At 70.5% G+C, this 22,531-nt stretch carries 21 protein-coding genes; 16 read left to right on the top strand and 5 right to left on the bottom strand.

What is annotated here, in order from left to right:
* Positions 1-43: 43 nt before the first annotated feature.
* Both ACWCRB_RS24965 and ACWCRB_RS24960 read left to right on the top strand, forming a co-directional pair.
* Positions 44-1,102 carry a 2,3-butanediol dehydrogenase gene (locus ACWCRB_RS24965; protein WP_450998148.1) on the top strand — a complete coding sequence of 353 codons (1,059 nt, stop codon included), beginning with the start codon at positions 44-46 and terminating at the stop codon, positions 1,100-1,102.
* A 1-nt stretch (position 1,103) separates the two neighbouring features.
* Complete coding sequence (locus tag ACWCRB_RS24960) at positions 1,104-2,258, top strand: acyl-CoA dehydrogenase family protein (protein WP_405538856.1); 1,155 nt, start codon at positions 1,104-1,106, stop codon at positions 2,256-2,258.
* A gap of 88 nt (positions 2,259-2,346) precedes the next feature.
* Here ACWCRB_RS24960 and ACWCRB_RS24955 read toward each other — a convergent pair whose 3' ends face one another.
* Positions 2,347-3,054 (bottom strand): TetR/AcrR family transcriptional regulator, encoded by a 708-nt coding sequence (locus tag ACWCRB_RS24955; protein ID WP_389354120.1) that lies wholly within the window; start codon positions 3,052-3,054, stop codon positions 2,347-2,349.
* Between the two features lie 216 nt (positions 3,055-3,270).
* Between ACWCRB_RS24955 and ACWCRB_RS24950 the strand changes: the two genes are divergently transcribed.
* The gene (locus tag ACWCRB_RS24950) at positions 3,271-5,274 is read left to right on the top strand and encodes an alpha-ketoacid dehydrogenase subunit alpha/beta (protein WP_450998147.1); all 2,004 of its coding nucleotides are present in this window, start codon (positions 3,271-3,273) and stop codon (positions 5,272-5,274) included.
* A 77-nt stretch (positions 5,275-5,351) separates the two neighbouring features.
* On the opposite strand, the gene ACWCRB_RS24945 is transcribed toward ACWCRB_RS24950, so the two are convergent.
* Positions 5,352-6,398 (bottom strand): cyclase family protein, encoded by a 1,047-nt coding sequence (locus ACWCRB_RS24945; RefSeq protein WP_450998146.1) that lies wholly within the window; start codon positions 6,396-6,398, stop codon positions 5,352-5,354.
* 162 nt (positions 6,399-6,560) lie between these two features.
* On the opposite strand from ACWCRB_RS24945, the gene ACWCRB_RS24940 reads away from it, so the two are divergent.
* A complete protein-coding gene (locus ACWCRB_RS24940; RefSeq protein ID WP_450998145.1) occupies positions 6,561-6,959 on the top strand; it encodes a nuclear transport factor 2 family protein in 399 nt (132 codons plus the stop codon).
* Positions 6,960-7,066: 107 nt separating this feature from the next.
* Entirely contained in the window at positions 7,067-7,474 is a 408-nt protein-coding gene (locus tag ACWCRB_RS24935) for a nuclear transport factor 2 family protein (protein ID WP_405538859.1), read from the top strand.
* Between the two features lie 87 nt (positions 7,475-7,561).
* Here the strand turns inward: ACWCRB_RS24935 and ACWCRB_RS24930 are convergent, their stop codons facing one another.
* On the bottom strand, positions 7,562-9,220 hold the full coding sequence (locus ACWCRB_RS24930; protein ID WP_450998144.1) for a flavin-containing monooxygenase: 1,659 nt from the start codon (positions 9,218-9,220) through the stop codon (positions 7,562-7,564).
* 185 nt (positions 9,221-9,405) lie between these two features.
* Between ACWCRB_RS24930 and ACWCRB_RS24925 the strand changes: the two genes are divergently transcribed.
* The 6 genes from ACWCRB_RS24925 to ACWCRB_RS24900 all read left to right on the top strand — a co-directional run bounded on the left by ACWCRB_RS24925 (position 9,406) and on the right by ACWCRB_RS24900 (position 14,567).
* Entirely contained in the window at positions 9,406-9,798 is a 393-nt protein-coding gene (locus ACWCRB_RS24925) for a carboxymuconolactone decarboxylase family protein (RefSeq protein WP_369032505.1), read from the top strand.
* A 73-nt stretch (positions 9,799-9,871) separates the two neighbouring features.
* Positions 9,872-10,612: an SDR family NAD(P)-dependent oxidoreductase gene (locus tag ACWCRB_RS24920; protein ID WP_450998143.1), complete on the top strand. Its 741-nt coding sequence runs from the start codon at positions 9,872-9,874 to the stop codon at positions 10,610-10,612.
* Positions 10,613-10,771: 159 nt separating this feature from the next.
* Positions 10,772-11,956, top strand: a complete 1,185-nt coding sequence (locus ACWCRB_RS24915; RefSeq protein WP_450998142.1) for an NAD(P)/FAD-dependent oxidoreductase — start codon at positions 10,772-10,774, stop codon at positions 11,954-11,956.
* Between the two features lie 60 nt (positions 11,957-12,016).
* Positions 12,017-12,211, top strand: a complete 195-nt coding sequence (locus ACWCRB_RS24910) for a ferredoxin (RefSeq protein WP_450998141.1) — start codon at positions 12,017-12,019, stop codon at positions 12,209-12,211.
* An 86-nt stretch (positions 12,212-12,297) separates the two neighbouring features.
* Complete coding sequence (locus ACWCRB_RS24905) at positions 12,298-13,536, top strand: cytochrome P450 (RefSeq protein WP_450998140.1); 1,239 nt, start codon at positions 12,298-12,300, stop codon at positions 13,534-13,536.
* 89 nt (positions 13,537-13,625) lie between these two features.
* On the top strand, positions 13,626-14,567 hold the full coding sequence (locus tag ACWCRB_RS24900; RefSeq protein ID WP_450998139.1) for an SDR family NAD(P)-dependent oxidoreductase: 942 nt from the start codon (positions 13,626-13,628) through the stop codon (positions 14,565-14,567).
* Here ACWCRB_RS24900 and ACWCRB_RS24895 read toward each other — a convergent pair.
* Positions 14,561-14,764, bottom strand: coding sequence for a hypothetical protein (locus tag ACWCRB_RS24895; RefSeq protein ID WP_450998138.1), 204 nt, complete (start codon positions 14,762-14,764; stop codon positions 14,561-14,563). The genes ACWCRB_RS24900 and ACWCRB_RS24895 overlap by 7 nt on opposite strands.
* Positions 14,765-15,006: 242 nt before the next feature.
* A complete protein-coding gene (locus ACWCRB_RS24890; RefSeq protein ID WP_450998137.1) occupies positions 15,007-16,467 on the bottom strand; it encodes an MFS transporter in 1,461 nt (486 codons plus the stop codon).
* Positions 16,468-16,766: 299 nt separating this feature from the next.
* On the opposite strand from ACWCRB_RS24890, the gene ACWCRB_RS24885 reads away from it, so the two are divergent.
* The 5 genes from ACWCRB_RS24885 to ACWCRB_RS24865 all read left to right on the top strand — a co-directional run.
* Positions 16,767-17,495 (top strand): hypothetical protein, encoded by a 729-nt coding sequence (locus tag ACWCRB_RS24885; RefSeq protein ID WP_450998136.1) that lies wholly within the window; start codon positions 16,767-16,769, stop codon positions 17,493-17,495.
* A 14-nt stretch (positions 17,496-17,509) separates the two neighbouring features.
* On the top strand, positions 17,510-18,037 hold the full coding sequence (locus tag ACWCRB_RS24880) for a SixA phosphatase family protein (RefSeq protein ID WP_450998177.1): 528 nt from the start codon (positions 17,510-17,512) through the stop codon (positions 18,035-18,037).
* 37 nt (positions 18,038-18,074) lie between these two features.
* Positions 18,075-18,701 (top strand): YigZ family protein, encoded by a 627-nt coding sequence (locus ACWCRB_RS24875; RefSeq protein ID WP_405538864.1) that lies wholly within the window; start codon positions 18,075-18,077, stop codon positions 18,699-18,701.
* Between the two features lie 88 nt (positions 18,702-18,789).
* The gene (locus ACWCRB_RS24870; protein ID WP_450998135.1) at positions 18,790-19,953 is read left to right on the top strand and encodes an exonuclease SbcCD subunit D; all 1,164 of its coding nucleotides are present in this window, start codon (positions 18,790-18,792) and stop codon (positions 19,951-19,953) included.
* Between the two features lie 271 nt (positions 19,954-20,224).
* Positions 20,225-22,531 (top strand): AAA family ATPase (locus tag ACWCRB_RS24865; RefSeq protein WP_450998134.1); only part of this gene is annotated, 2,307 nt, incomplete at its 3' end.

Here is a 22,531-nt window from a genome sequence, read left to right as displayed (position 1 = left end):
CACACACAAAGCCGATCACCACGAACCGAAAGGAGGGCGGACCATGCAGGCACTGCGCTGGCACGCCGCACGAGACCTACGGCTGGAGGAGGTCCCGGACCCACCCGCCCCCGCCCCCCACGAGGCCATCGTGGACGTCACCTGGTCCGGAATCTGCGGCACAGACCTGCACGAGTTCCTAGAGGGCCCCCACATGATCCGCCCCAGCCCCCACCCCCTCACCGGCAAGGCCCCACCCCTCGCCCTGGGCCACGAACTCAGCGGCACAGTCCTCGCGTTGGGCACGGAGATACCCGGGATCAAGATCGGCGACCGGGTGACCGCAGACCCCGTCTGGCACTGCGGTGTCTGCTTCTGGTGCGCGCGCGGCGAGTACCACATCTGCCCCAAGAGCGGCTCCGTCGGCCTCGCCTCCCCCGGCGCCTTCGCCGACCGCGTCACCGTGCCGATCGCCGGCCTGACCCGCCTCCCCGACAACGTCAGCGACGAGATGGCGGCCGTGGCCGAACCGCTCGCCGTGGGCCTGCACGCCGTCACCCGCGCCGGAGTCCGGCCGGGCGACAACGTCCTGGTCGTCGGCGGCGGCCCGATCGGCGTAGCAGTGGTCCTCGCGGCCCGCATCGCCGGCGCCGCCGGCCTCTACGTGAGCGAACCCCTCGCGGGGCGCCGCGAGTTGCTGCTCAAACTGGGCGTCACCGAGGCCTTCGACCCGCGCGAGACGGACGTACGCCGTGAGGTGTTCCTCAAGACGGGCCGCATCGGCCCGGACGTCGTCATCGACGCGACCGGCGTACCCGCGCTCGCCGGACAGGCGGTCAGCACGGTCCGGCGCGGCGGACGCGTCGTACTCGCCGGTGTCGGGCACGGCGACGTCGAGTTCGACATGGGCCAACTCGTCTTCTACGAACGCTCGGTGGTCGGCACGCTCGGCTACAACTTCGACATCCCCCGTGTGATCGACCTGATGAGCACCGGGCGCCTGGACGCCTCCGCTCTGGTCACCGGACGTTTCCCGCTCGCGGACGGGGCCGAGGTCTTCGCGGACCTGGCCGCCGACCGGGCCCGGCACCTCAAGGTGCTGCTCACTCCGAAGGGACTGTGACATGGATTTCGACCTGCCGGAGGAGACCCGCGATCTCCAGGACATGGTCCGCGAGTTCGCGGCGAAGGAGATCGCGCCGAACGCCGCGGAGTGGTCCGAGACCGAGACCTTCCCGACCAAGATCTTCACCAAGCTCGGCGAACTCGGCCTGATGGGCATGCTCGTGCCCGAGGAGTACGGCGGCGCAGGCTCAGACACGGTCTCCTACGTCGCGGTCATGGAGGAACTGGGCGCCGCCGACCAGTCGGTCGCCTCCTCCTGGAACGCGCACTCGACCATCGCCACCCTGCCGCTCCTGACGTACGGCACCGAGGAACAGAAGCAGCGCTGGCTCGCGCCGCTCGCCAAGGGCGAGGCCATCGGGGCGTTCGGTCTGACCGAGCCCGGCGCCGGGTCCGACGCGGCCGGCATCACCACCACGGCCCGCCGGGCCGACGGCGGTTGGGTGATCAACGGCACCAAGATGTTCATCACCAACGCCGGCACCGACATCAGCCAGGGCGTCACCCTGCTGGCCACGACCGGCAAGAACGACGACGGACGGAAACGGTTCGCCACCTTCTACGTCCCGACCGGCACGCCGGGTTACAGCTGCGGCGCCAAGCTGAAGAAGCTCGGCTGGCACGCCATGGACACCCGGGAACTGGTCTTCGAGGACTGCTGGATCTCCGACGACCATCTGATCGGTGAGGAGGGCAACGGGCTGCGCCAGTTCCTCAACGTCCTCGACAAGGGCCGGATCAGCGTCGCCGCGCTGGGTCTGTCGCTGGCGAAGGCGGCGCTCTCACTGGCCGTCAAACACGCCACGGAACGCCACCAGTTCGGCCGCCCGCTGTCCGCCTTCCAGGCGGTCTCCCACAAGATCGCCGACATCGGTACGGAGTTCCAGGCCGCCCGCTGGATGGTCTACCGGGCCGCCTGGCTCGCCGACCAGGGGCGCCCGTACGGCACGGAGGCCGCCATGGCCAAGCTGTACGCCTCCGAGGTGGCCAACCGTGCCGCCTCCCAGGCTGTGCAGATCCACGGCGGATACGGCTATGTGCGGGAGTCGGAGATCTCCCGGTTCTACGCCGACGCCAAGATCCTGGAGATCGGCGAGGGCACGAACGAGATCCAACGCGACGTCATCGCACGGGCGTTGCTGAAGCAGACGTGACACGAGCAAGCGTGACATGAGCAGGCCGGTGCGCGACGCGAAAGGGCCCGCGGCGGATGCCGCGGGCCCGGGGATCCCGGAACGGGGATCAGCTCGCCAGTGCGGCCGGCTGCCACTCGGCCTCGGGGTCGAGCGGCAGGTCGGGCCGGTCGCGCTTGAAGGCCGCCGCCTCCTCCTCCACGTCCGGCAGGGCCGCGCCGGGCGCCCCGAACCCTCGCAGCAGGGTGTCGCAGTACTCGCTGGACAGGTACGAGGCGTCCCAGCGGCCGCCCGGCTTCACCCACTGGTAGGTGTGGTTGTGCAGATTCAGGAACTGCAGGGTGGCCAGGTGCGGTTCGACCGCGCGGAAGGTGCCCGCCTCCACGGCCTCCGTGAGCAGTCCCCGGACCAGCTGCTCGAACTCCGCGCGCTGGCCGAGGAGCGTGTCGAGGTAGTCGCCGGTGAGGCTGCGGTAGTCGTGCTCGTAGACCCAGATGTGGTCGAGCCTGCGGAAGATGATCGTCAGCAGCGACTCCGACAGCAGCCGCAGCCGTACCAGCGGGTCCGCGTCGAGGCCCGCGATCTGCCGGGCGCGGGACAGCAGCGGGTCCATCACCCGCGACTGGATCTCGATCAGCAGGTTCTCCTTGGACCCGATGTAGTAGTACAGGGCGCCCTTGGCGAGCCCGACCGCTCGGCCCAGTTCGTTGATCGAGGTCGCCGCGTAGCCATGACGGGCGAACAGGGTGGCCGCGGTGTCGATGATCTTCTGACGTCGGACCTCGTAGTCCGGTCCATGGCCCGGTGGTCGTGGCATGTGGTTCTCTCCCCGCCTGCTGTGTCGACATTCGACATACCGATGAGACATGACCTCGGGCCCGCATCCGGACGGCCGAATGGCGCATCCGGGGGGAAGCGGGCCCGGGACCTCGTTCTATTGTGCTTGACCAGTTTGCTAGACCAGACGGTACATTAAAAGATGGACTCCGGCGGCGCGGCCTTGTACCGCCCGCGCGACATTGCGAGGACGCGCATGACGATCGAGGCATCGCACAAGACAACGACCGGTTCCGGCGGTTCCGCGCACGCGGAACAGCTGCTGGAAATGTACCGCCGGATGCGTCGAATCCGACGCTTCGAGGAGCGGGCTTCCGTGCTGTACAAGGCGACGGAGATCCCCGGATTCCTGCATCTGTCGATCGGCCAGGAGGCGAGTGCCGTCGGCGCCTGCTGGCCGCTCGGCCCCGGCGACGGAATCACCTCCACCCACCGCGGCCACGGGCATGTCCTGGCCAAGGGCCTGGACACGGCGTCCATGATGGCCGAGCTGATGGGCAAGGAGGCCGGAACCAATCACGGCCGCGGCGGCTCGATGCACATCGCCGACCCCCGCCTCGGCATCTACGGCGCCAACGGCATCGTCGGCGCCGGCCTGCCCATCGCCGCCGGGGTGGCGACCGCTGCCAAGCTGCGCGCCGCCGGTGACGTGGTGGTGGCGTTCTTCGGGGACGGCGCGGTCGCCCAGGGCATGTTCCACGAGGCCGTCAACCTGGCCGCCGTATGGGACCTGCCCGTCGTCTTCCTGTGCGAGAACAACCACTACTCCGAGTTCTCGCCCGCCTCCGCACAGCACCGCGCCACGCTCTCCGCCCGCGCCGCCGGATACGGCATCGACTACGCGCACGTCGACGGCAACGACGTCCTCGCGGTGGCGGGCCTGATGAACGACGTGGTGGAACGCCTGCGGGGCGGCGCCGGACCCGTCCTCGTGGAGGCCGAGACCTACCGCTGGCACGGCCACTACGAGGGGGACCCCGAGCGCTACCGCCCCGCCGAGGAGGTCGCCGCCGCCAAGGAGCGCGACCCGCTGCTGGTGGCCCGCAAGCACCTGGCGGCGGCCGGTGTCCCGGCCGTGCTGGCCGACGCCGTCGACGAGGAGATCGACAAGGAGATCGAGGCGGCGGTCGAGTGGGCCAGGAGCCTGCCCGAGCCGGACCCCGAGACGCTGCACGACTTCGTCTCGGCGCCCCGCTCCGAGGTGCCCGAGCCGGCCCCCGCCGACGGCGAGGTCTTCCGCTCCATGGACGCCGTACGCCTCGCCCTGGAACACGAACTCACCGCCGACCCCGATGTGTTCATCGCCGGCATCGACGTCGGCGCGGGCGGCAACGTCTTCGGCCTCACCCGTGGCCTTGCGGACGCCTTCCCGGGCCGGGTCCGCGACACGCCGATCAGTGAGAGCGCCGTCCTGGGCGCGGCGGTCGGGGCGGCCATGGCCGGGATGAAGCCGGTCGTCGAGATCATGTACATGGACTTCATCGGTGTCGCCTTCGACATGCTGCTCAACCAGGCCGCCAAGCTGCGCTTCATGACCGGCGGCCGGGCCTCGATGCCGCTCGTCGTCCGCACCCAGTTCGGCGCGGGCCGCTCCTCGGGCAGTCAGCACTCGCAGAGCCTGGAGGCCCTCCTCGCCCACATCCCGGGCCTGACGGTAGTGATGCCGTCCAACCCGGCCGACACATACGGCCTCCTGCGCGCCGCCATCCTGGACCCGAACCCGGTGATCTTCGTGGAGAACCGGCTCCAGTACGGCCTCAAGGGCCCGCGTCCGCCGGCCGACCACCTGATCCCGCTGGGCAAGGCCAAGGTGGTCCGCGAGGGCACCGACATCACCCTGGTCTCCTGGTCGCGGATGGTCCAGGACGCCCTGGCCGCCGCCGACCTGCTGGCCGCCGAGGGAATCAGCGTGGAGGTGATCGACCTGCGCACGATCGCCCCGCTGGACCGCGAGACCGTCCTCGCCTCCCTCGCCAAGACCAACCGCCTGGTCATCGCCCACGAGGCGGTACGGGACTTCGGCGTCGGCGCCGAACTGTCGGCCCTAGCCGTCGACGAGGGGTTCTGGCACCTGGACGCCCCGGTGACCCGGGTGGCCCCGCCGCACGTACCGGCGCCGTACGCGCCCTCGCTGGAGCGGGTGTGGCTGCCGTCGCGGGACACGATCGCGGAGACGCTGCGGCGGATCGCGGCGGTCTGACCGTCCGAAGGGAACAAAGGGAGGGGCCCCAGGACTCGGACTCGGTCCTGGGGCCCCTCCCTTTTGCGGTGTCCGGGTCAGACGGTGGCCACCGGAGTCAGGGGGCTGCCCTGCGTCCCCGGGAGGTTCAGCGGGGGAGCGGTGAGCAGGAAGCGGCTGCGGTTGTGCTCGCGCAGCCAGGCGGCGAGTTTGTCGAGGTACCACAGCTCACCGAGCGGAACGCCCAGCTTGAACAGGCACAGGTGGTGGATCGGCAGCAGCGAGTGCGGGCCCGTCTCGTTGCCGACGCCCACGCCCTCGACCGCGTAGTTGTCCGCGGCCAGGCCCGCGAGCTGCGAGTCGGTGATCCACTGGAGGATCTCCGGGTCGTGGGCGTCCAGGTAGGCGGCGGTCTGGTGGATCGCGACCGGGTCCGGGTTCTTCTCCCATGCGAGGATCTGGGTGGCGAAGCCCGTGTGCAGCAGGACGATGTCGCCGGGCTCCACGACGACGTTGTCGGCGTCCATGATCTCGCGCAGCTGGCGGTAGTTGACCGCCTGGTAGCCGGTACCCAGGTGATGGGCGATGTCGATCAGGACACCCCGGCCCTGGACCCCGTGCTCGGCCATGTGCTCCAGACCGAGGTGACGCGCGAAGCCGAGGCTGCCGCTGCCGTCGCCCTTGGCGTCCTCCTGCGGTCCGACGAGGTCGGTGCCCGCGCGGTAGCCGTTGTAGTACACCGCCTCGGCGACCCCGTCGGAGTCCGCGTCGAACTCGGCTCCCTGGTGGGCGAGCGCGTCCCACTGCGTCGAGTACTGGAGCCAGAGGGTGACCACGTCGTCCGACCAGACGTCGATGAGGTCGGGCGAGAAGTGCTCGCTGGCCTTGATGTTGTAGAAGACGTCCTGGTTGTGCTGGAGGTCCTCGGTGGGGCGCAGGATCGGCGGGTAGCGGCGCTGGTTCATGGCCGAGCCGCCCGGGTAGTCGAGCGGCAGGCTGAGGCTGAAGGCGATGCCGTGCTCGACCTCCCGCACACCCTGGAGCACCTTCTCCTTGGTGACCAGGTTGATCCGGCCCAGCTCGTCGTCCTCGCCCCAGTCGCCCCAGGTCGAGCCCGGCGGACGCTGCTTCCAACGCTTCGTCATGACTAACGCCTCCTCAGGCGACGGTCCCCGTTGACGGTCGGCGGCATGCTATTTGGATTATACCGGTCGGTCAACAATCAGAACTGTTTCGGTACAGCCCTTTATATTGTCTTGCTCCGAGCAATAGACTCAGTGGTCGAAACATCGACTGTTGGGGAGATGATGAGCGAATCCACACAGGCGTGGGTGGCTGCCGGAGTACGTGCCGTGATCGGGACGCACACGCAGGCCCAGGACGCCGGCCGCACCGACGAGATCGTCGCGCTGTACACACCCGACGGGGTCCTCGAGCTGCCGGGCACGGACCCCCTCCAGGGGCACGACGCGCTCCGCGCGGCCTTCAAGGGGTGGGAGCCGGAGCTGCCGCAGCTGCACCTGGTCACCAACACGGTCGTCACCTCCTCCACGGCCGACGAGGCGACGGCCACGAGCGACGTGGTCTTCCTCCAGCGCGGCGAGGCGGGCTGGGCGGTCCAGGTCGTAGGCCACTACGAGGACGACCTGATCCGAACAGCCGGCACCTGGCTGCTCAGGCGCAGGAAGACGACCTACCAGGTTTAGAGGAGGTCGGGCCCCGATAGGGGCGCGGGGAACTGCGCGACCAGCCACAACGAACCCGCAGATCACCCACGACCTGTCCACCCCTTGCACTTAGACCCTGGAGAGACATGACCACCACTTCCCCCGACACCGAGGCATCGGTCGCCGCCGGCGTACAGGCCGCCATCGCCGCCTACGCCCAGGCCCTGGACACGGGCCGCAACGACGACGTAGCCACCCTCTTCACCCCGGACGGCGTAGCCGAGATCGCAGGCATAGCCACCTTCGAGGGCCGAGACGCGATCCGCGAAGGCTTCGCGGCCTTCGCCCCGACCCAGCCGCAGCTGCACCTCGTGGCCAACACGGTGGTCACCTCGTACACCGAGGAGGAGGCGACGGCAGTCAGCAACCTCGCGTTCTTCCAGCGCGGCGAGGCGGGCTGGGCCGTGCAGATGGTCGGCCGCTACGACGACACGCTCCGCCACCACGACGGCACGTGGAAGTTCCAGCGGAGGGTCACGACCTTCCTGCCGTAAGCGCGCCTGCGCGCAGCCGCGCGAACGAAAGCCGACGCTCGTGCCACCCGAGGGACCAGGTGGCACGAGCGTCGGCTTTCGCGCTGGTCAGGCCTTGGACTCCGGCTCCGCCGCCTTGGAGAAGGCGAAGGCCGGAAAGTCGTTCTGGACCGCCTCGCGGATCAGCTCCTGGAGGTTCCAGCGGCCGGTCGGGTTCAGCAGCTGCTTGATCGGCTTGCCGGGGATGTTGCCCCCGGAGAAGTAGCTGCTCTCCAGGAAGGAGGACATCGTGCTGGAGTTCACGCTGTCCGTCCACTCCTCCTCGGCGACCTCGGTCACCTCGATGACGTCGTGACCGTGCTCGCGGGCGTGGACGATCGCGTCGGTGACGAACTCCACCTGGTCACCGGCGTACCGCGGGTTGTTGCCCGTGGCGCCGTGCGGCCCGCCGGGGAAGAAGAAGTTGGGGAACCCGGCCGTCGCGACCCCGAGGTAGGTGAGCGGGCCGTCCGACCAGTACTCCTTCAGCGGGAGGCCCTGACGCCCCTGTACACCGAGCCGGTTGAGGGCTCCGGTGCCGAAGTCGTAGCCGGTCGCCCAGATGATGATGTCGAACTCCTCGACACCCGCGCTGGTCTCGATGCCGTCCTCGGTGATGCGGGTGATCGGCGTCTCGTTGATGTCGACGAGCGTGACGTTCGGCTTGTTGTACGTCTCGTAGTAGCCGGTCCCGAAGGGCGGGCGCCGGCCGCCGTACCCGTGGGCCTTGGGGATCAGCTTCTCCGCCGTCGCCGGGTCCTTGACGATGCCGCGGATCTTCTCGGCCATGAACGCGCACCACTCCGCGTTCACGGTCTCGTTCGAGAGCATGTCGTAGTAGTGCTCGGTCAGCTTGGTGAAGCCGGGGCCGTTCCACCGCTCCTCGTAGAACGCCTGACGGTCCTCCGGGCTGTCCTCAAGTCCCGAACGCATGACGATCTGGTGCAGGAAGCCGCTCGGCGAGGTGTTCAGCGTCTCGCGGATCGACTCGAAGTTGGCCTTCAGCTCGGCCTGCTCCTCGGGCGTGATCGGCCCGTTGTTGAGCGGCGTGAGCCAGTCGGCGTCCTTCTGGAAGACCGTCAGCTGTGCCACGTCGTCCGCGATCGCCGAGATGATCTGCACACCGCTGGAGCCGGTGCCGATCTGTGCCACCCGCTTGCCGGTGAAGTCGATCGGCGTCTTCGGCCAGCGGCTGGTGTGGTGCTGCGCGCCGCGGAAGTCGTCGCGACCAGGGATGGCCGGGATGAACGGCACCGAGAGGTTGCCGGTCGCCGCGACGACGAAGCGGGCCCGGACCTCGGTGCCGTCACTGCCCCGCACGGTCCAGCTCCCGGACGCCTCGTCGAAGACGGCCGCGGTCACCTTGACGCCGAAGGCGATGTCCCGCCGCAGGTCGAACCGGTCGACGACATGGTTGAAGTACCGCTCGATCTCGGGCTGGCCCGCGAACTTCTCCGACCACTCCCACTCCTCCCACAGTTCCTTGGAGAAGAGGTAGCCGTAGGTGTAGCTCTCGGAGTCGAAGCGGGCCTCGGGATAGCGGTTCCAGTACCAGGTGCCGCCGACTCCGGTGCCCGCCTCCAGCAGTTTCACCGAGAACCCGGCCTCCCGGGCCCGGTACAGCTGGTAGATGCCGGTGACACCGGCGCCGATGACCAGCACGTCGACTGTGCTGTCCGCGCCGCCTGCTCCGACCTGGTCCGGGCCCGGCTTCGTCGTGTCGCTCATGTGCTCTCCCGCGTGAGCCTGATTCATTTTGTCGACCGGTCGGTCGAATACTCAGTGAGAAGTGAGAGTAGATGAGGCGGCGGGTCCGGGCAATGGATGTGAATCTCGCCCGGGTCATTGATTGTACCGACCGTCTGATCTAACTTTCGCTCAAGGACGTGAAGCCGCACAACGGGAGTACAGGCATGAGCGACAAGGGTGTCGAAGAGACCGCCGATCTGCGGGCCGCGGGCTGGAAGGCCATGCGCGCCGCACTTCCGGGTGTGTTCCCCGAGGGCGACATCGATCTGAAGGACGGCCGCCTCGGCGAGGATCTCGTCGACATCGGCCTCCTGAGTGTGTGGGGCGGACTGTGGGGCCGCGACGGGCTGGCTCCGCGTGACCGCAGTCTGGTGACGCTGGGCATTCTCATCGCCCTCGGCGCCGAGACCGAACTGAAGACCCATGTCCGTATCGCGCTGACGAACGGTCTGACCGAGGACGAGATCGCCGAGGTCATCTACCACTCCAGCGGTTACACCGGCTTCCCCCGGGCCGTGGCCGCCCGTACGGCGGCCCGCGAGGCTCTGGAGAGCTGACCGAAAGCCCCTGCATCGCCGCCGACCGGGCGTGACCCGTCGGCACCCACCCCACATCACACGAGGAGTACCCATGTCACTGCAGGGAAAGGTCGCGGTCGTCACCGGCGGTGCCCGCGGCATCGGCCGGGGGATCGCCACCGTACTCGCGGCCAAGGGCGCCGCGGTCGCCGTCTGGGACCTGAACGTCGAGGGCGCCGAGGAAACGGTCGAGCTGATCGTCAAGGAGGGCGGTACGGCGATCGCGGTTGGCGGCGACGCGGCCGACGCCGAGGCGGTCGCGGCCTCGGCCGCCCGTACCCGTGCGGAGCTTGGTCCGGTCGCGATCCTGGTCAACAACGCCGGGACGACCGCCTACGAGCCCTTCACGAGCATCAGTGAGGCGGCCTGGGACCGGATGATCGGCATCAACCTCAAGGGCCCGTTCCTGGTCACCAAGGAACTGGTGCCGGACATGGTCGAGGCGGGCTGGGGCCGGATCGTCAACATCTCCTCCTCCTCCGCGCAGACCGGCGCGCCCTCCATGGCGCACTACGCGGCCTCCAAGGGCGGTGTCATCGGCCTCACCAGGGCGCTGGCCGTCGAGTACATCGAGAAGGGGATCACGGTCAACCACGTACCGCCCGGGTTCATCGACACCCCGCTGGTGCGCCAGGGTCCGGTCGACGTCGACGCGGTCGCCGCCATGATGCCGATGAAGCGCGCCGGCACCCCGGAGGACATCGCCTACGCGGTGGCCTATCTGGCCTCCGAAGAGGCGAGCTATGTGACCGGCCAGACGCTCAGTGCGAACGGCGGCCGCTACCTGGCCTGAGCGGTTGCCGCCCAGGCGCCGCCGCCGGGTCTCCTGTTCGAGTGTTTGTTGTACCGACCGGCAGGTATAATTTTCAGCGAGGCATCGGGCCCCGGCTGCAAATGGAGCACGCATGAGCATCGACGACGACGTCAGAAGCGGCATCCGAGGGGTGACCGCATGACGGCCCGCGTCCTGGTGGTGGGCGCCTCGGCGTCCGGGTTGTCCACCGTGGAGGCGTTGCGGCGCAAGGGTTTCGCGGGTGGGATCACGGTGCTGGGTGATGAGCCGCATGCTCCGTACGATCGTCCGCCGCTGTCCAAGCAGGTGCTCTCGGGTGCCTGGGAGCCGACCCGGGCCGAGCTGCGCAGCGTGGAGCAACTGGCGTCGCTGGACGCCGAGTTCCTGTACGGCGACCCTGCGGTCGGCCTGGATCCGGCGGCGCGGACGGTCCGTACGGAGTCCGGGCGGCAGGTGGGCGCGGACGCGATCGTGATTGCCACGGGTGTGCGGGCGCGGCGGTTTGCGGGTCAGGACGATCTGGCCGGTGTGCATGTGCTGCGGTCCCTGGATGACGCGTTGGCGTTGCGTGGGGATCTGGTGGCGGGCCGGCGGCTGGTGGTGGTCGGTGAGGGTGTGCTGGGGTCGGAGATCGCGGCGACGGCGCGGGTGTTGGGGCTTGAGGTGACGTTGGCGGGTCCGTTGGCGGGGCCGATGGCGTTGCAGGTGGGTCCGGTGGTGTCGGGGGTGCTGGGCGAGCTGCACACCGAGCGCGGGGTGAGCCTGCGGCTGGGTGAGGGTGTCGTCGGGCTGGCCGGTGAGGGCGGCCGGGTGTCGGGGGTGCGGCTGGCGTCGGGTGAGGTGCTGCCCGCGGATGTGGTCGTCGTGGCGATCGGGGGGATCCCGGCGACGGAGTGGCTGGCGGACAGTGGGCTGACGCTCGACAACGGTGTGGTGTGCGATGCGCACTGCCGCGCGGCCGACGGAATCTACGCGGTCGGTGATGTGGCGCGTTGGTATCACGAGGGCTTGGGCCGGTTGTTGCGGTTGGAGAACCGTACGAATGCCACGGAGCAGGGGATGGCGGTCGCCGGGGCGATCCTCGGCGGGGACGAGCCCTACGCGCCGGTGCCGTATTTCTGGACGGATCAATTCGACGCGAAGCTTCAGGTCCACGGTTTCCTGCCCGCCGATGCCGAAGTGGACATCGTCGAGGGCGAGTTGGCGGCCCGGCGTTTCGTCGCCCGGTATCGGGTGGGGGGCCGGGTGACGGGTGTTCTCGGCTGGAACATGCCCAAGCAGACCCGGCTGGCCCGCCAGGAAGTCGTCGACGGGCTCGAGACCGCCCCGGCACCCGGCCACTGAACGACCAGCCACTGAACGACCGTCCACCGAATCACCCACTGAAGGTTCAGGAGAGATGCCATGAAGGTTGTCGTCGACGAGGAGAAGTGCGTCGCCGCCGGGCAGTGTGTGTCCGCCGCCACGGACGTGTTCGACCAGCGTGACGAGGACGGCATCGTCGTCCTCCTGGACGAGAACCCGCCCGCCGAGCTGGCCGAGGACGTACGCAACGCCGCCGCGGTCTGCCCCGCGCTGGCCATCCGCATCGAGGAATAGACCGAGAGACAGACCGAGGTCGGGACCAGACGGAAAACGTCCCCGGTTCCGCGTGCGTTCCCCCCACCATCACTTGAGGAGAATCCATGGCTGAGACAGAGACCCCGCTCGCCCCCGACGAGCAGGCGTACTTCTACCAGGACGACCGGGACGCCAAGTGCCCCTTCGCGCCACCGCCCGGACTGCGCGCCCTGAACGAGAGGGCGCCGGTCTCCCGGGTCCGCATCTGGGACGGCAGCACCCCGTGGCTGGTCACCGGCCACGCCGCGCAGCGGGCGATCCTGTCCGACCCCCGGGTCAGCTCGGACGACAAGAAGCCCGGGTTCCCGTATCCCAACCACGTCATGGCGGAGTCCGCGCCGCACCACCCGCTCACGATCTTCAACGCGGACGGCGCCGACCACACGCGCATCCGCCGCATGATGACCCGGCCGTTCACCCGCCCCCGGATGGAGGCGCTGCGGCCGAAGATCCAGCAGTTCACCGACGAACTCATCGACCAGATGCTGGCCGGCCCGAAGCCGGCCGACCTGGTGACCGCGCTGTCGCTGCCGCTGCCCTCGCTGATGATCTGCGCGCTTCTCGGAGTGCCGTACTCGGACCACGACTTCTTCCAGGAACACGCCCAGTGGGCCACCAGGAGCGACAAGACCGTCGAGCAGCAGGAGACGGCGAACGCGGCGCTGGGCGGCTACCTGGCCAAGCTGCTCCAGCAGAAGATGGAGGAGCCGGCCGAGGACGTCCTCTCGGACTTCGCCGCGCGGATCAAGGACGGTGACCTCAATCTTCGCGAGGCCATCATGCTGTCCATGATCCTGCTGATCGCCGGTCACGAGACCAGCTCCAGCATGATCACCCTGGGTACCGCCCTGCTGCTGGAGAACCCCGAGCAGCTGGCGAACCTGCGCGGCATCGAGGAAACGAAGGACGCCGCGAACGCGGTCGAGGAGATCCTTCGCTATCTGACCGTTCCGCAGCTCGGGCAGCGCCGGATCGCCGCCGAGGACTTCGAGTTCGAGGGCGTGCAGATCAAGGCGGGCGACGGCATCATCGCCGCGCTGCCCGCCGGGAACTGGGACCCGGAGGCCTTCCCCGAGCCGGAGAAGCTCGACCTCACCCGCAAGGCGAACCACCATGTCGCCTTCGGCTGGGGCATCCACCAGTGCCTCGGCCAGCAGCTGGCCCGTATCGAACTGCAGGTCGTCTACGGCACGCTCTACCGCCGTGTCCCGACCCTGCGCCTCGCCGTCGACCGTGACGAGCTGGACTTCCGTCCGGCCGACGCGCTCGCCTTCGGCATCAGCGAGCTGCCGGTCACCTGGTAGTACCCGGCAGACCCGGTAATACCCGGCAGTCCTGGCAGTACCCGGCAGACGGCGACCGCCCCTCAACCCCAGCACAACAGGAGTCACCTATGAGCGAGTTCAGCTTCGAAGGACGCGTCGCCGTCGTCACGGGCGCGGGCCGCGGTCTCGGCCGGGCCTACGCCCGTCTGCTGGCGGAGCGGGGCGCCAAGGTCGTCGTCAACGACCTCGGCGGGTCGATCGAGGGCGACGGCGCGGACGTCGGGCCCGCGCAGACGGTCGTCGAGGAGATCAAGGCCGCGGGCGGCGAGGCGGTGGCCGACACCAACGACGTGTCCACACCGGCCGGCGGCCAGGCGATCATCGACAGCGCGATCGCCGCCTTCGGCCGGATCGACATCCTCGTCAACAACGCCGGGATCGTCCGCTACGCCGGGCTGCCGGAGATCGAGGCGGAGAACCTGGAGCGCCATCTCGACGTCCACCTCGTCGGCTCCTTCAACACGCTGCGGGCCGCCTGGCCGCACTTCGTGGAGCAGGGGTACGGCAGGGTCGTACTGACCACCTCCAGCGGCATGTTCGGGCTGGACAACAACCTGTCGTACGCGGCGGCGAAGGCGGGCACGGTCGGTCTGGCCCGCAGCGCCAAGCTGGCCGGCGAGCCGCACAACATCAAGGTCAACCTGATCGCCCCGGCGGCGATGACCCGGATGGGCGGCGGCGAGCAGCCGGACGACGCGCAGCCCGTGCCCGGTCAGCCGTACATGCCGTCGGGTGCGGTGGCGCCGATGGTGGCGTACCTCGCCCACGAGAGCTGCCCGGTCAACGGGGAGATCTACACGGCCGGCGCGGGCCGCTTCGCGCGCCTCTTCATCGCCTCGACCGAGGGGTACGTCCAGGAGGACGGCCCGGCGACCGTCGAGGACGTCGCGAGGAACTGGGACACCATCAACGACGAGAAGGACTACTACGTCCCGACCGACCTGATGGGCTGGTCCGGCTCCTTCCTCAAGCACCAGTTCCGCGACCTCTCGGTGCCTGGGGCTCAGTAGGCACGCGAGTGGTCAGGCAGTACGGCTGTACGGCTGTGGTCTGACCGCGGGCCCGATCCACCGATGAGCGACACGTCGTCGCAGATCGTCGGGGGGTCGGGCTCAGTGCTGTGCTGTGCGGTGGCGTTGTGGACGAGGCGGACGATGCGGCGGGGCACGCCGTTCCCGGAGGTCGCCGGGACGGGGGGCTGCGTCACGGTACGGGCCGTCCCGGCCGCCGAGGGGGAGGGACGGGGCGGCCCGTCCGCCACGGGACGGAAGGTGCGGGCCTCTGCGACGTTGCCGGGCTCTGGCCGACGTCCGGGTCGCCGGGGACCGGCGATGCGTATTCCCGCACGCACCTCGACCAACGCCGGACCGGCCCGCCGCTTCGGGGAAGCGGGCGGGCCGGTGCCGTGTGGTGCGGGCCGAAGCCGATGTGGCCTGGAGGGCAGAGGGGTCAGGCGACGGCCTGGCCGGCCTGGACCTCGTCGAGGCGCTTTGCCTTGGGGATCAGGGAGACGAGCACCGTGCCCACGGCACAGCAGCCGACGACCAGCCAGAGGCCGTTGGTGAAGCCCTTGTCGAGGTAGAACTGGGTGCCGTGCATGACCGCCCCGTGCTGGGACATCACGACGAAGGCCACTTGGGACACGATGATCTGCGCGACGCCCTGACCGAGGGTCTGGGCCCCGTTGGCCAGCGCCTGCTCCTCGGGGGTGACCACCTCGATGATCATGATGGGCACGATGGCCATCACCACACCCGTGCCGAACCCCGCGATGACACCCATCCCCACGATCTGGGGAGCGCTGTGGTGCAGCTGGGTGCCGATGCCGTAGCCGAGGACGGTGAGCGCGGAGCCGACGGCGAGGATGATCCGCGCGTCCATCCGGCGGGCGACGAAGCCGGTGCCGACGGCCGCCACGATGATCATGGCGCTGATGGGACTGGTGACGATGGCGTTGTGGGTGCCGGACCAGCCCAGACCTTCGGAGACGTTGGGGATGTTCGGCATCAGGATCAGCATCTGGATCACGACGCCGACGGCGCTGAGCGAGCCGGCCGCGATGGAGGTGGCCAGCAGGACGCTCCACACCGAGCGGCGCCGCGTCATGGACGGCGGGAACAGCGGTTCGGCGACGCGGCGCTCGACGAGGACGAAGACGAGCAGCGCGATCAGCGCTCCGACGATCCAGGCGGCGAACTTGCCGCTGCCCCAGCCCCAGTGCGAGCCCTGGCCGACGGCGTAGACGAGAGCGGTGATGCCGCCGCCGAGGAGGATGCCGCCGAGCCAGTCCATCCGCCCGCCCGCCTCACGGACCGGGCTCTCGGGCACGAAGGCCGCGACCAGCACGAAGCTGACGGCGGTGCTGACGGCCATGAACCACAGGACGCCGCGGAAGCCGTAGTCGTCCAGGAGCCAGCCGGACAGGAACGGCCCGCCGAAGGCGACGAGGCCGACGCCGCCCGCCAGGATCCCGCTGGCGAGTCCGACCCAGCGGCGGGGGAACACGTCACGGGTGATCGCGTAGGCGAGCGGGGCGGTGGCCGCGTAGACGCCCGCGATGCCACGCCCGATCAGCAGGGTGCGGTAGTCGGTGGCGGAGGCGGCGATCAGGTCACCGACGAAGCCCAGCCCGATGGCGACGAGCAGAACCTTCTTCTTGCCGAAGAGCGCCGCGGCCTTGACCGCGAAGGGCAGGAAGAAGGTCCCGGTCAGGAGGGTCATCAGGGTGAACCAGGCGATTTCGGTGGTCCGGAAGTGGATCGCGACCTCGGCCTGCGAGATTCCGGACAGCGCGGCCATCAGCGCGACCAGCTGGACGGTCCACACGAGCGCGATGACGACGAGGACGTTGCGCCTGGTCGAGAGCGGTCTCTCGTGTTCCTGTGGGGCGGCGGTCTGTGTCTGGGACATGGGCGGCCCTTCCAAGGGTGAGCGGAGATCCAGAGCACGGCTCTGACTCTGGAGGTGTGGGGAGGTTGGTGCCGGTAAAGTAGACCTAACGGTCGGTACAATCAATAAGCTGCGCGTAAAGGCATCGAGCGACCGTCCCTGGTCCCACTCACCGGGACAAAAGACACCAGGTGGAGGCGCCCCTTGGGAGGCAGCCCCGAAGGGGCGTCTCCCAAGGGGCGCGGGGAACTGCGAGACAAGCCCCCACCGGCCGGGGAGCCGAACAACCCGCCCAATCAACGGAGCGTTACGCTCATACAGTGCTCCACATCCTCGACGCTCGAACCGGCGAGACCCTCACCGCCGCCCCGGCCCGCAGGGCCCTGACCCGCGTCGAGGCGCACACGCAGCGCTTCGACGCCACCGCCCTCCGTGTGCTCCTGGTCGCCGACGTCCTCATCCGCGCCCTGGAGGTAGGCGGCACCCCCGCCTGGCCCGTGCTGGCCGGTGAGGAACAGGTGGCCGAACTCCGGGCGGGCGCCGCGGCACTCGGCATCCGCCCCTTCGAGGACCGGCACGACGTCGGACCGGAACTGGCGGAGGCCCAGCTGCTCCATGTGACGAGCCGGGACGACCGGGCGACGGACGGCATCCGCCTCGACGTCGCCCCGGTCGACTTCGCCGGCTCCGCGAGCGGCCTCGGAGACATCGACCCCAACACCCTCCGCCTGGCCCTGCTCACCCACCCCCGCTCCGAGCCCGTACGGCTGACCCCGGCCGCCCTGGCCGAAGCGGGCGACACGCTCACGCACTGGCGCAGGTCGGTCGCCGTCTGGGCCGGGCAGCCGTCCCGGCCGGTGCCCGACGCCGTACGCCGCGACCTGCGCGCCGCCTGGGAGGACGACCTGGACGTGCCCGCCGTGCTGGACGTCCTGCGCCGCGTCGAGACCCTCGACGGACTGCGGGACGGGGCCCGCTTCGAGACGTACGCCTACGCCGACCGCATCCTCGGCCTCGAACTCACCCGCGACATCGGGACCTTGGCGTGACCGCCCACCGGGGCATGGGCCCGCTGCGCCGGCTGGTCGTCCTGCGGCACGCCAAGTCGGCCTGGCCGCTCGGCGTCGACGACCACGACCGCCCCCTCGGCCCGCGCGGCCTGCGCGACGCCCCCGCCGCCGGACGCGCGCTCGCCGAGGCCGACTGCCTGCCCGACCTCGCCCTGTGCTCCACGGCCGAACGCGCCCGCCGCACCTGGGAGTTGGCGGCGGCCGAGTGGGGCACTCCGCCGCCGGTGCGGCACGATCCGAGGGTGTACGGGGCGGACGTACCGGAGTTGCTGGCCGTCGTCCGTGAAGTCCCGTCCACCGTCGAGACGTTGCTGCTGGTCGGGCACAACCCCGGTCTGGAGGAACTGGTGCTGGAGCTGGCCGAGGACGCGCTCGACGAGGCGCTGGACGACGTACGGACGAAGTTCCCGACCTCCGCGATCGCCGTCCTGGTCTGGCACGGCGAAAGCTGGCACGACCTCGCGCCCGGCACGGCCCTGCTCACGGACATGATCGTGCCGCGCGGCAAGAAGACCCACTGACCGAGGCCGCCCCACCTGGTGCGCATAGGGTGGCCGGATGCCGGACGAGTACCGCACAGTGGCCCACGCGGGCGTGCACGAGACCGAGGTCAACCGCTCCCGCTTCCTGTGCGCCCTCGCCCCCGCGGCCACCGAACAGGAGGCCCAGGAGTTCGTCGCCGCCGTCCGCAAGGAGCACGCGGACGCCACTCACAACTGCTTCGCGTACGTCATCGGCGCCGACGCCTCCGTCCAGCGGGCGAGCGACGACGGCGAACCGGGCGGCACGGCGGGCGTGCCCATGCTCCAGATGCTGCTGCGCCGCGACATGCGGTACGTCGTCGCCGTCGTCACCCGGTACTACGGCGGGGTCAAGCTGGGCGCGGGCGGGCTGATCAGGGCGTACGGGGGAGCGGTCGGCGAAGCCCTCGACGTGCTCGGCACCCGCACCCGCCGCCGGTTCCGGCTGGCCACGGTGACCGTCGACCACCAGCGCGCGGGCAAGCTCCAGAACGACCTGCGGTCCACCGGGCGCGAGGTGCGTGACGTGCGGTACGGGGAGGCCGTCACGATCGAGATCGGGCTGCCGGACGCCGATGTGGAGGCGTTCAAGGGGTGGCTGGCCGATGCGACGGCGGGGACGGCCGGGTTCACCCTCGGTGGAGAGGCGTACGGGGACGCGTGAGCGATGTGGCGACCTCGGGGGCCGCACATCGGGCCGATACGGGAGTAACCGCCCGTGATGTCAGACCCGGCTGTTAGTTTCGGGGATCATGAGACTGCTGCACACGTCCGACTGGCATCTCGGCCGCGCCTTCCACCGGGTGAACATGCTCGGGGCGCAGGCCGAGTTCATCGGCCACCTCGTCACCGTCGCGCGCGAGCGCGAGGTCGACGCGGTGGTCGTGTCGGGTGATGTGTACGACCGGGCGGTGCCCCCTCTGGCCGCGGTCGAGCTGTTCGACGACGCCCTGCACCGGCTCGCCGACCTCGGGGTGCCGACGGTGATGATCTCCGGCAACCACGACTCGGCGCGACGGCTCGGCGTCGGCGCCGGGCTCATCGGCCGCGCCGGCATCCATCTGCGCACCGACCCGTCGGCCGCCGGGACGCCGGTCGTCCTCCAGGACGCCTCCGGGGATGTGGCCTTCTATGGTCTGCCGTATCTCGAACCGGCCCTGGTCAAGGACGAGTTCGGGCTGGAGAAGGCCGGCCAGGAGAGCGTCCTCGCCGCCGCCATGGACCGGGTCCGCGCCGACCTCGCCACGCGCGCGGAGGGCACCCGGTCCGTCGTCCTCGCCCATGCCTTCGTCACCGGCGGCGAGGCCAGCGACAGCGAGCGGGACATCACCGTCGGCGGGGTCGCCTCCGTGCCCTCCGGTGTCTTCGACGGAGTCGACTACGTCGCGCTGGGCCATCTGCACGGCTGCCAGACCATCACCGAGCGCGTGCGCTACTCGGGCTCCCCGCTGCCGTACTCCTTCTCCGAGGCCGACCACCGCAAGAGCATGTGGCTGATCGACCTGGCGGACGACGGCTCGCTCACCGCGGAGCGCGTCGACTGCCCGGTGCCGCGCGCGCTTGCCCGTATCAGGGGCGCGCTGGAGGACCTGCTCGCCGATCCGGGCCTGGCCCGCCACGAGGACGCGTGGGTAGAGGCGACGCTGACGGACCCGGTGCGCCCGCCCGACCCCATGGCCCGCCTCTCGGAACGGTTCCCGCACACCTTGAGCCTCGCCTTCGACCCGGACCGCTCACCGGACGACCCGGACGTGACCTACGCGCGGCGCCTAGCGGGCCGCGACGACCAGGAGATCGCGGAGGACTTCGTCCTGCACGTGCGGGGCGCGGAAGCGGACGAGCACGAACGGGGCGTGTTGCGGGACGCGTTCGACTCGGTGCGGGTGGACGAGACGGTACGGGAGGTGGCTCGGTGAAGTCGGCGCGGGCTGTGTGGATGGGGTGGAACGGCATGGGCCGCGACGCGGGTCACGGTGCGGAGGATCACGCGGGGTGCGGGCCGGTGGGGCTTCTCGCGCAGTTCCCCGCGCCCCTGAAAGGCGGGGGCTGCGCCCCTCGCCTTTCGGTCCGGAGGGCCGGGGCGGGCTCCGACGCAGGCCAGCGCACCGGCCAAGGTGCGGGCAGCCGTGCCCCGGTCGACCTGTGCTGCAGCGATTCGCACAGCGATCGGCACATGGAGGGTGCCCGGTGAGGCTGCACCGGCTGGATATCACGGCCTTCGGGCCCTTCGGTGGCGCTCAGCAGGTCGACTTCGGTGAGCTGTCCGCCGCCGGGATCTTCTTGCTGCACGGGCCGACGGGTGCGGGCAAGACGTCGATTTTGGACGCCGTCTGCTACGCGCTGTACGGCTCGGTGCCCGGCGCCCGTCAGGGCGGCTCGCTGCGCAGCGACCATGCCGCGCCCGGCACCCGCACCGAGGTCACCCTCGAACTGACCGTCGCCGGACGCCGGTTGGAACTCACCCGGCAGCCGCCCTGGGAGCGCCCCAAGAAGCGCGGTGAGGGCACGACCCTTGACAAGGCGCAGAGCTGGCTGCGTGAGTACGACGCCTCGGCCGGTGCCTGGAAGGACCTCAGCCGCTCCCACCAGGAGATCGGCGAGGAGATCACCCAGCTGCTCGGGATGAGCCGTGAGCAGTTCTGCCAGGTCGTGCTGCTGCCCCAGGGCGACTTCGCCCGCTTCCTGCGCGCCGACGCCGAGGCGCGCGGCAAGCTCCTCGGCCGCCTCTTCGACACGCACCGCTTCGCCGAGGTCGAGAAGCGCCTCGCGGATCGCCGGCGCGCCGCCGAGGCCGAAGTGCGCGACGGGGACGCGGAGTTGCTGGCCGACGCCCACCGGATGCAGCAGGCCGCCGGTGACGCCATGGAGCTGCCCGGCCTCGCGCCGGGTGAACCGGGGCTGGCCGAGGCCATCATGGGTGCCGCCGCCGTCGCCCGCTCCACCGCGCGCGAGCGGCTCACCATCGCCCACTGTGCCCGCGCCGCCGCCGAGTCCGCGCAGGTCGCGGCCGACGGCGCGCTGGCCGACGTACGCGAAGTGGCCCGATTGCAGCGGCGGTTCGCCGAGGCGCGGGAGCGGGCCCGGCTGCTGGAGGAGCGGGCGGACACGCACCGGGCGGACCGGGAGCGGATGGAACGGGCCCGCAAGGCCGAGGCGGTGGCGCCCGCACTGGAGCTGCGGAAGGCCGCCGAGGCCGAGCATCGGCGCGCGGCCGACGGTGAGGCACGCGCGCGTGCCCTGCTGCCGAACACCTTCGCCGACGACGGTGCCGGTGGACTCGCCGCAGCTGCCCGCCGCGCCGCCGAGGAACTGGGCGGGCTCGAATCCGCCCGCCGCGCCGAACAGCGCCTGGCCCAACTCGTCGCCGAGCGCACCGGCCTGGACCGTCAGGAGCGCGCCGACGAGGAGGTCCTGCACGACGCAGAGAACTGGCTCGGCGGGTGGGAGGCGACCAGGGCGGGCCTCCAGACCCGTATCGAGTCCGCGCAGGAGGCCGCCACCCGGGCCGAACAGCTCGTCGTCCAGCGGGAACCCGCCCAGAACCGGCTCCGGGCCGCCCGCCAGCGTGACGCGCTCGCCCGGGACACGGACGAGACGCAGACCCACGTACTGGCCTTGCGCGAGCGGGCCACGGAGGCCAAGGCGCACTGGCTCGACCTCAAGGAACAGCGCCTGAACGGCATCGCCGCCGAACTGGCCGCCAAGCTGAGTGACGGCGAACCCTGTGCCGTCTGCGGGGCCACCGAACACCCGGCGCCCGCACGGAAGATCGCCGGGCACGTCGACCGGGAGACGGAGGAACGGGCGCTCGCCGCCTACCAACGGGCCGACGAGCGACGCGCCGAGGACGAACGCCGACTGGGCCTCGTACGCGAGGCACTGGCGGCCGCCACCGCCGAGGCCGGGGACACGCCCACCGCGCAACTCGCCGAGCAGGCAGAGGAGTTGGAGCGACGGTACGAGGAGGCCCGGCGGGGCGCCTCCGGGCTGCACTCCGCGCACGAGGAGCTGCGCCGGGCCGAGCAGGAGCGCGAGCGTCGCAGCGCCGCCCAGCAGGAGGCGGCGCTCAGGACGGCGTCCAGGGTCGCCCGACGGGACACCCTGGACAGTGAACGGGCCGCGCTGGAGGAGGAGTTGGCGCAGGCCCGGGGTGGCGCGGCGAGCGTTGCCGTGCGGGCCGGGCAACTGGAACACCAGGTCGCCCTGCTCACCGACACGGCCGAGGCGGCCCGTGCCGCCGAGGACACCGCCCAGCGCCTCAAGGACGCCGACGCCCGTCTTGCCGACGCCGCCTACCGCGCCGGGTTCGACACACCACGCGCGGCGGCGGAAGCGCTGCTGGACGACACGGCCCACCGCGAACTCCAACGGCGCCTGGACGCCTGGCAGTCCGAGGAGGCCGCCGTACGGGCCGCCCTCGCCGAACCCGACACCGTGGCCGCGGCCCAACAGCCGCCCGCCGACCTCGCGGGCGCGGAGCGGACCGCCTCGGCC

Source organism: Streptomyces sp. NPDC002156 (assembly GCF_053593675.1).
Note: the sequence above shows the minus strand (reverse complement) of the source record. Positions and strands in the feature narration are given on the sequence as shown.

Bases quoted from the DNA above. Each gene is read 5' to 3' on its own strand.
- ACWCRB_RS24875 (WP_405538864.1), top strand. From the start codon at position 18,075: ATGCCGGACGAGTACCGCACAGTGGCCCACGCGGGCGTGCACGAGACC.
- ACWCRB_RS24925 (WP_369032505.1), top strand. From the start codon at position 9,406: ATGAGCGACAAGGGTGTCGAAGAGACCGCCGATCTGCGGGCCGCGGGC.
- ACWCRB_RS24880 (WP_450998177.1), top strand. From the start codon at position 17,510: ATGGGCCCGCTGCGCCGGCTGGTCGTCCTGCGGCACGCCAAGTCGGCC.
- ACWCRB_RS24940 (WP_450998145.1), top strand. From the start codon at position 6,561: ATGAGCGAATCCACACAGGCGTGGGTGGCTGCCGGAGTACGTGCCGTG.
- ACWCRB_RS24955 (WP_389354120.1), bottom strand. From the start codon at position 3,054: ATGCCACGACCACCGGGCCATGGACCGGACTACGAGGTCCGACGTCAG.
- ACWCRB_RS24945 (WP_450998146.1), bottom strand. From the start codon at position 6,398: ATGACGAAGCGTTGGAAGCAGCGTCCGCCGGGCTCGACCTGGGGCGAC.
- ACWCRB_RS24915 (WP_450998142.1), top strand. From the start codon at position 10,772: ATGACGGCCCGCGTCCTGGTGGTGGGCGCCTCGGCGTCCGGGTTGTCC.
- ACWCRB_RS24920 (WP_450998143.1), top strand. From the start codon at position 9,872: ATGTCACTGCAGGGAAAGGTCGCGGTCGTCACCGGCGGTGCCCGCGGC.
- ACWCRB_RS24950 (WP_450998147.1), top strand. From the start codon at position 3,271: ATGACGATCGAGGCATCGCACAAGACAACGACCGGTTCCGGCGGTTCC.
- ACWCRB_RS24900 (WP_450998139.1), top strand. From the start codon at position 13,626: ATGAGCGAGTTCAGCTTCGAAGGACGCGTCGCCGTCGTCACGGGCGCG.
- ACWCRB_RS24965 (WP_450998148.1), top strand. From the start codon at position 44: ATGCAGGCACTGCGCTGGCACGCCGCACGAGACCTACGGCTGGAGGAG.
- ACWCRB_RS24935 (WP_405538859.1), top strand. From the start codon at position 7,067: ATGACCACCACTTCCCCCGACACCGAGGCATCGGTCGCCGCCGGCGTA.
- ACWCRB_RS24870 (WP_450998135.1), top strand. From the start codon at position 18,790: ATGAGACTGCTGCACACGTCCGACTGGCATCTCGGCCGCGCCTTCCAC.
- ACWCRB_RS24930 (WP_450998144.1), bottom strand. From the start codon at position 9,220: ATGAGCGACACGACGAAGCCGGGCCCGGACCAGGTCGGAGCAGGCGGC.
- ACWCRB_RS24910 (WP_450998141.1), top strand. From the start codon at position 12,017: ATGAAGGTTGTCGTCGACGAGGAGAAGTGCGTCGCCGCCGGGCAGTGT.
- ACWCRB_RS24905 (WP_450998140.1), top strand. From the start codon at position 12,298: ATGGCTGAGACAGAGACCCCGCTCGCCCCCGACGAGCAGGCGTACTTC.
- ACWCRB_RS24960 (WP_405538856.1), top strand. From the start codon at position 1,104: ATGGATTTCGACCTGCCGGAGGAGACCCGCGATCTCCAGGACATGGTC.
- ACWCRB_RS24890 (WP_450998137.1), bottom strand. From the start codon at position 16,467: ATGTCCCAGACACAGACCGCCGCCCCACAGGAACACGAGAGACCGCTC.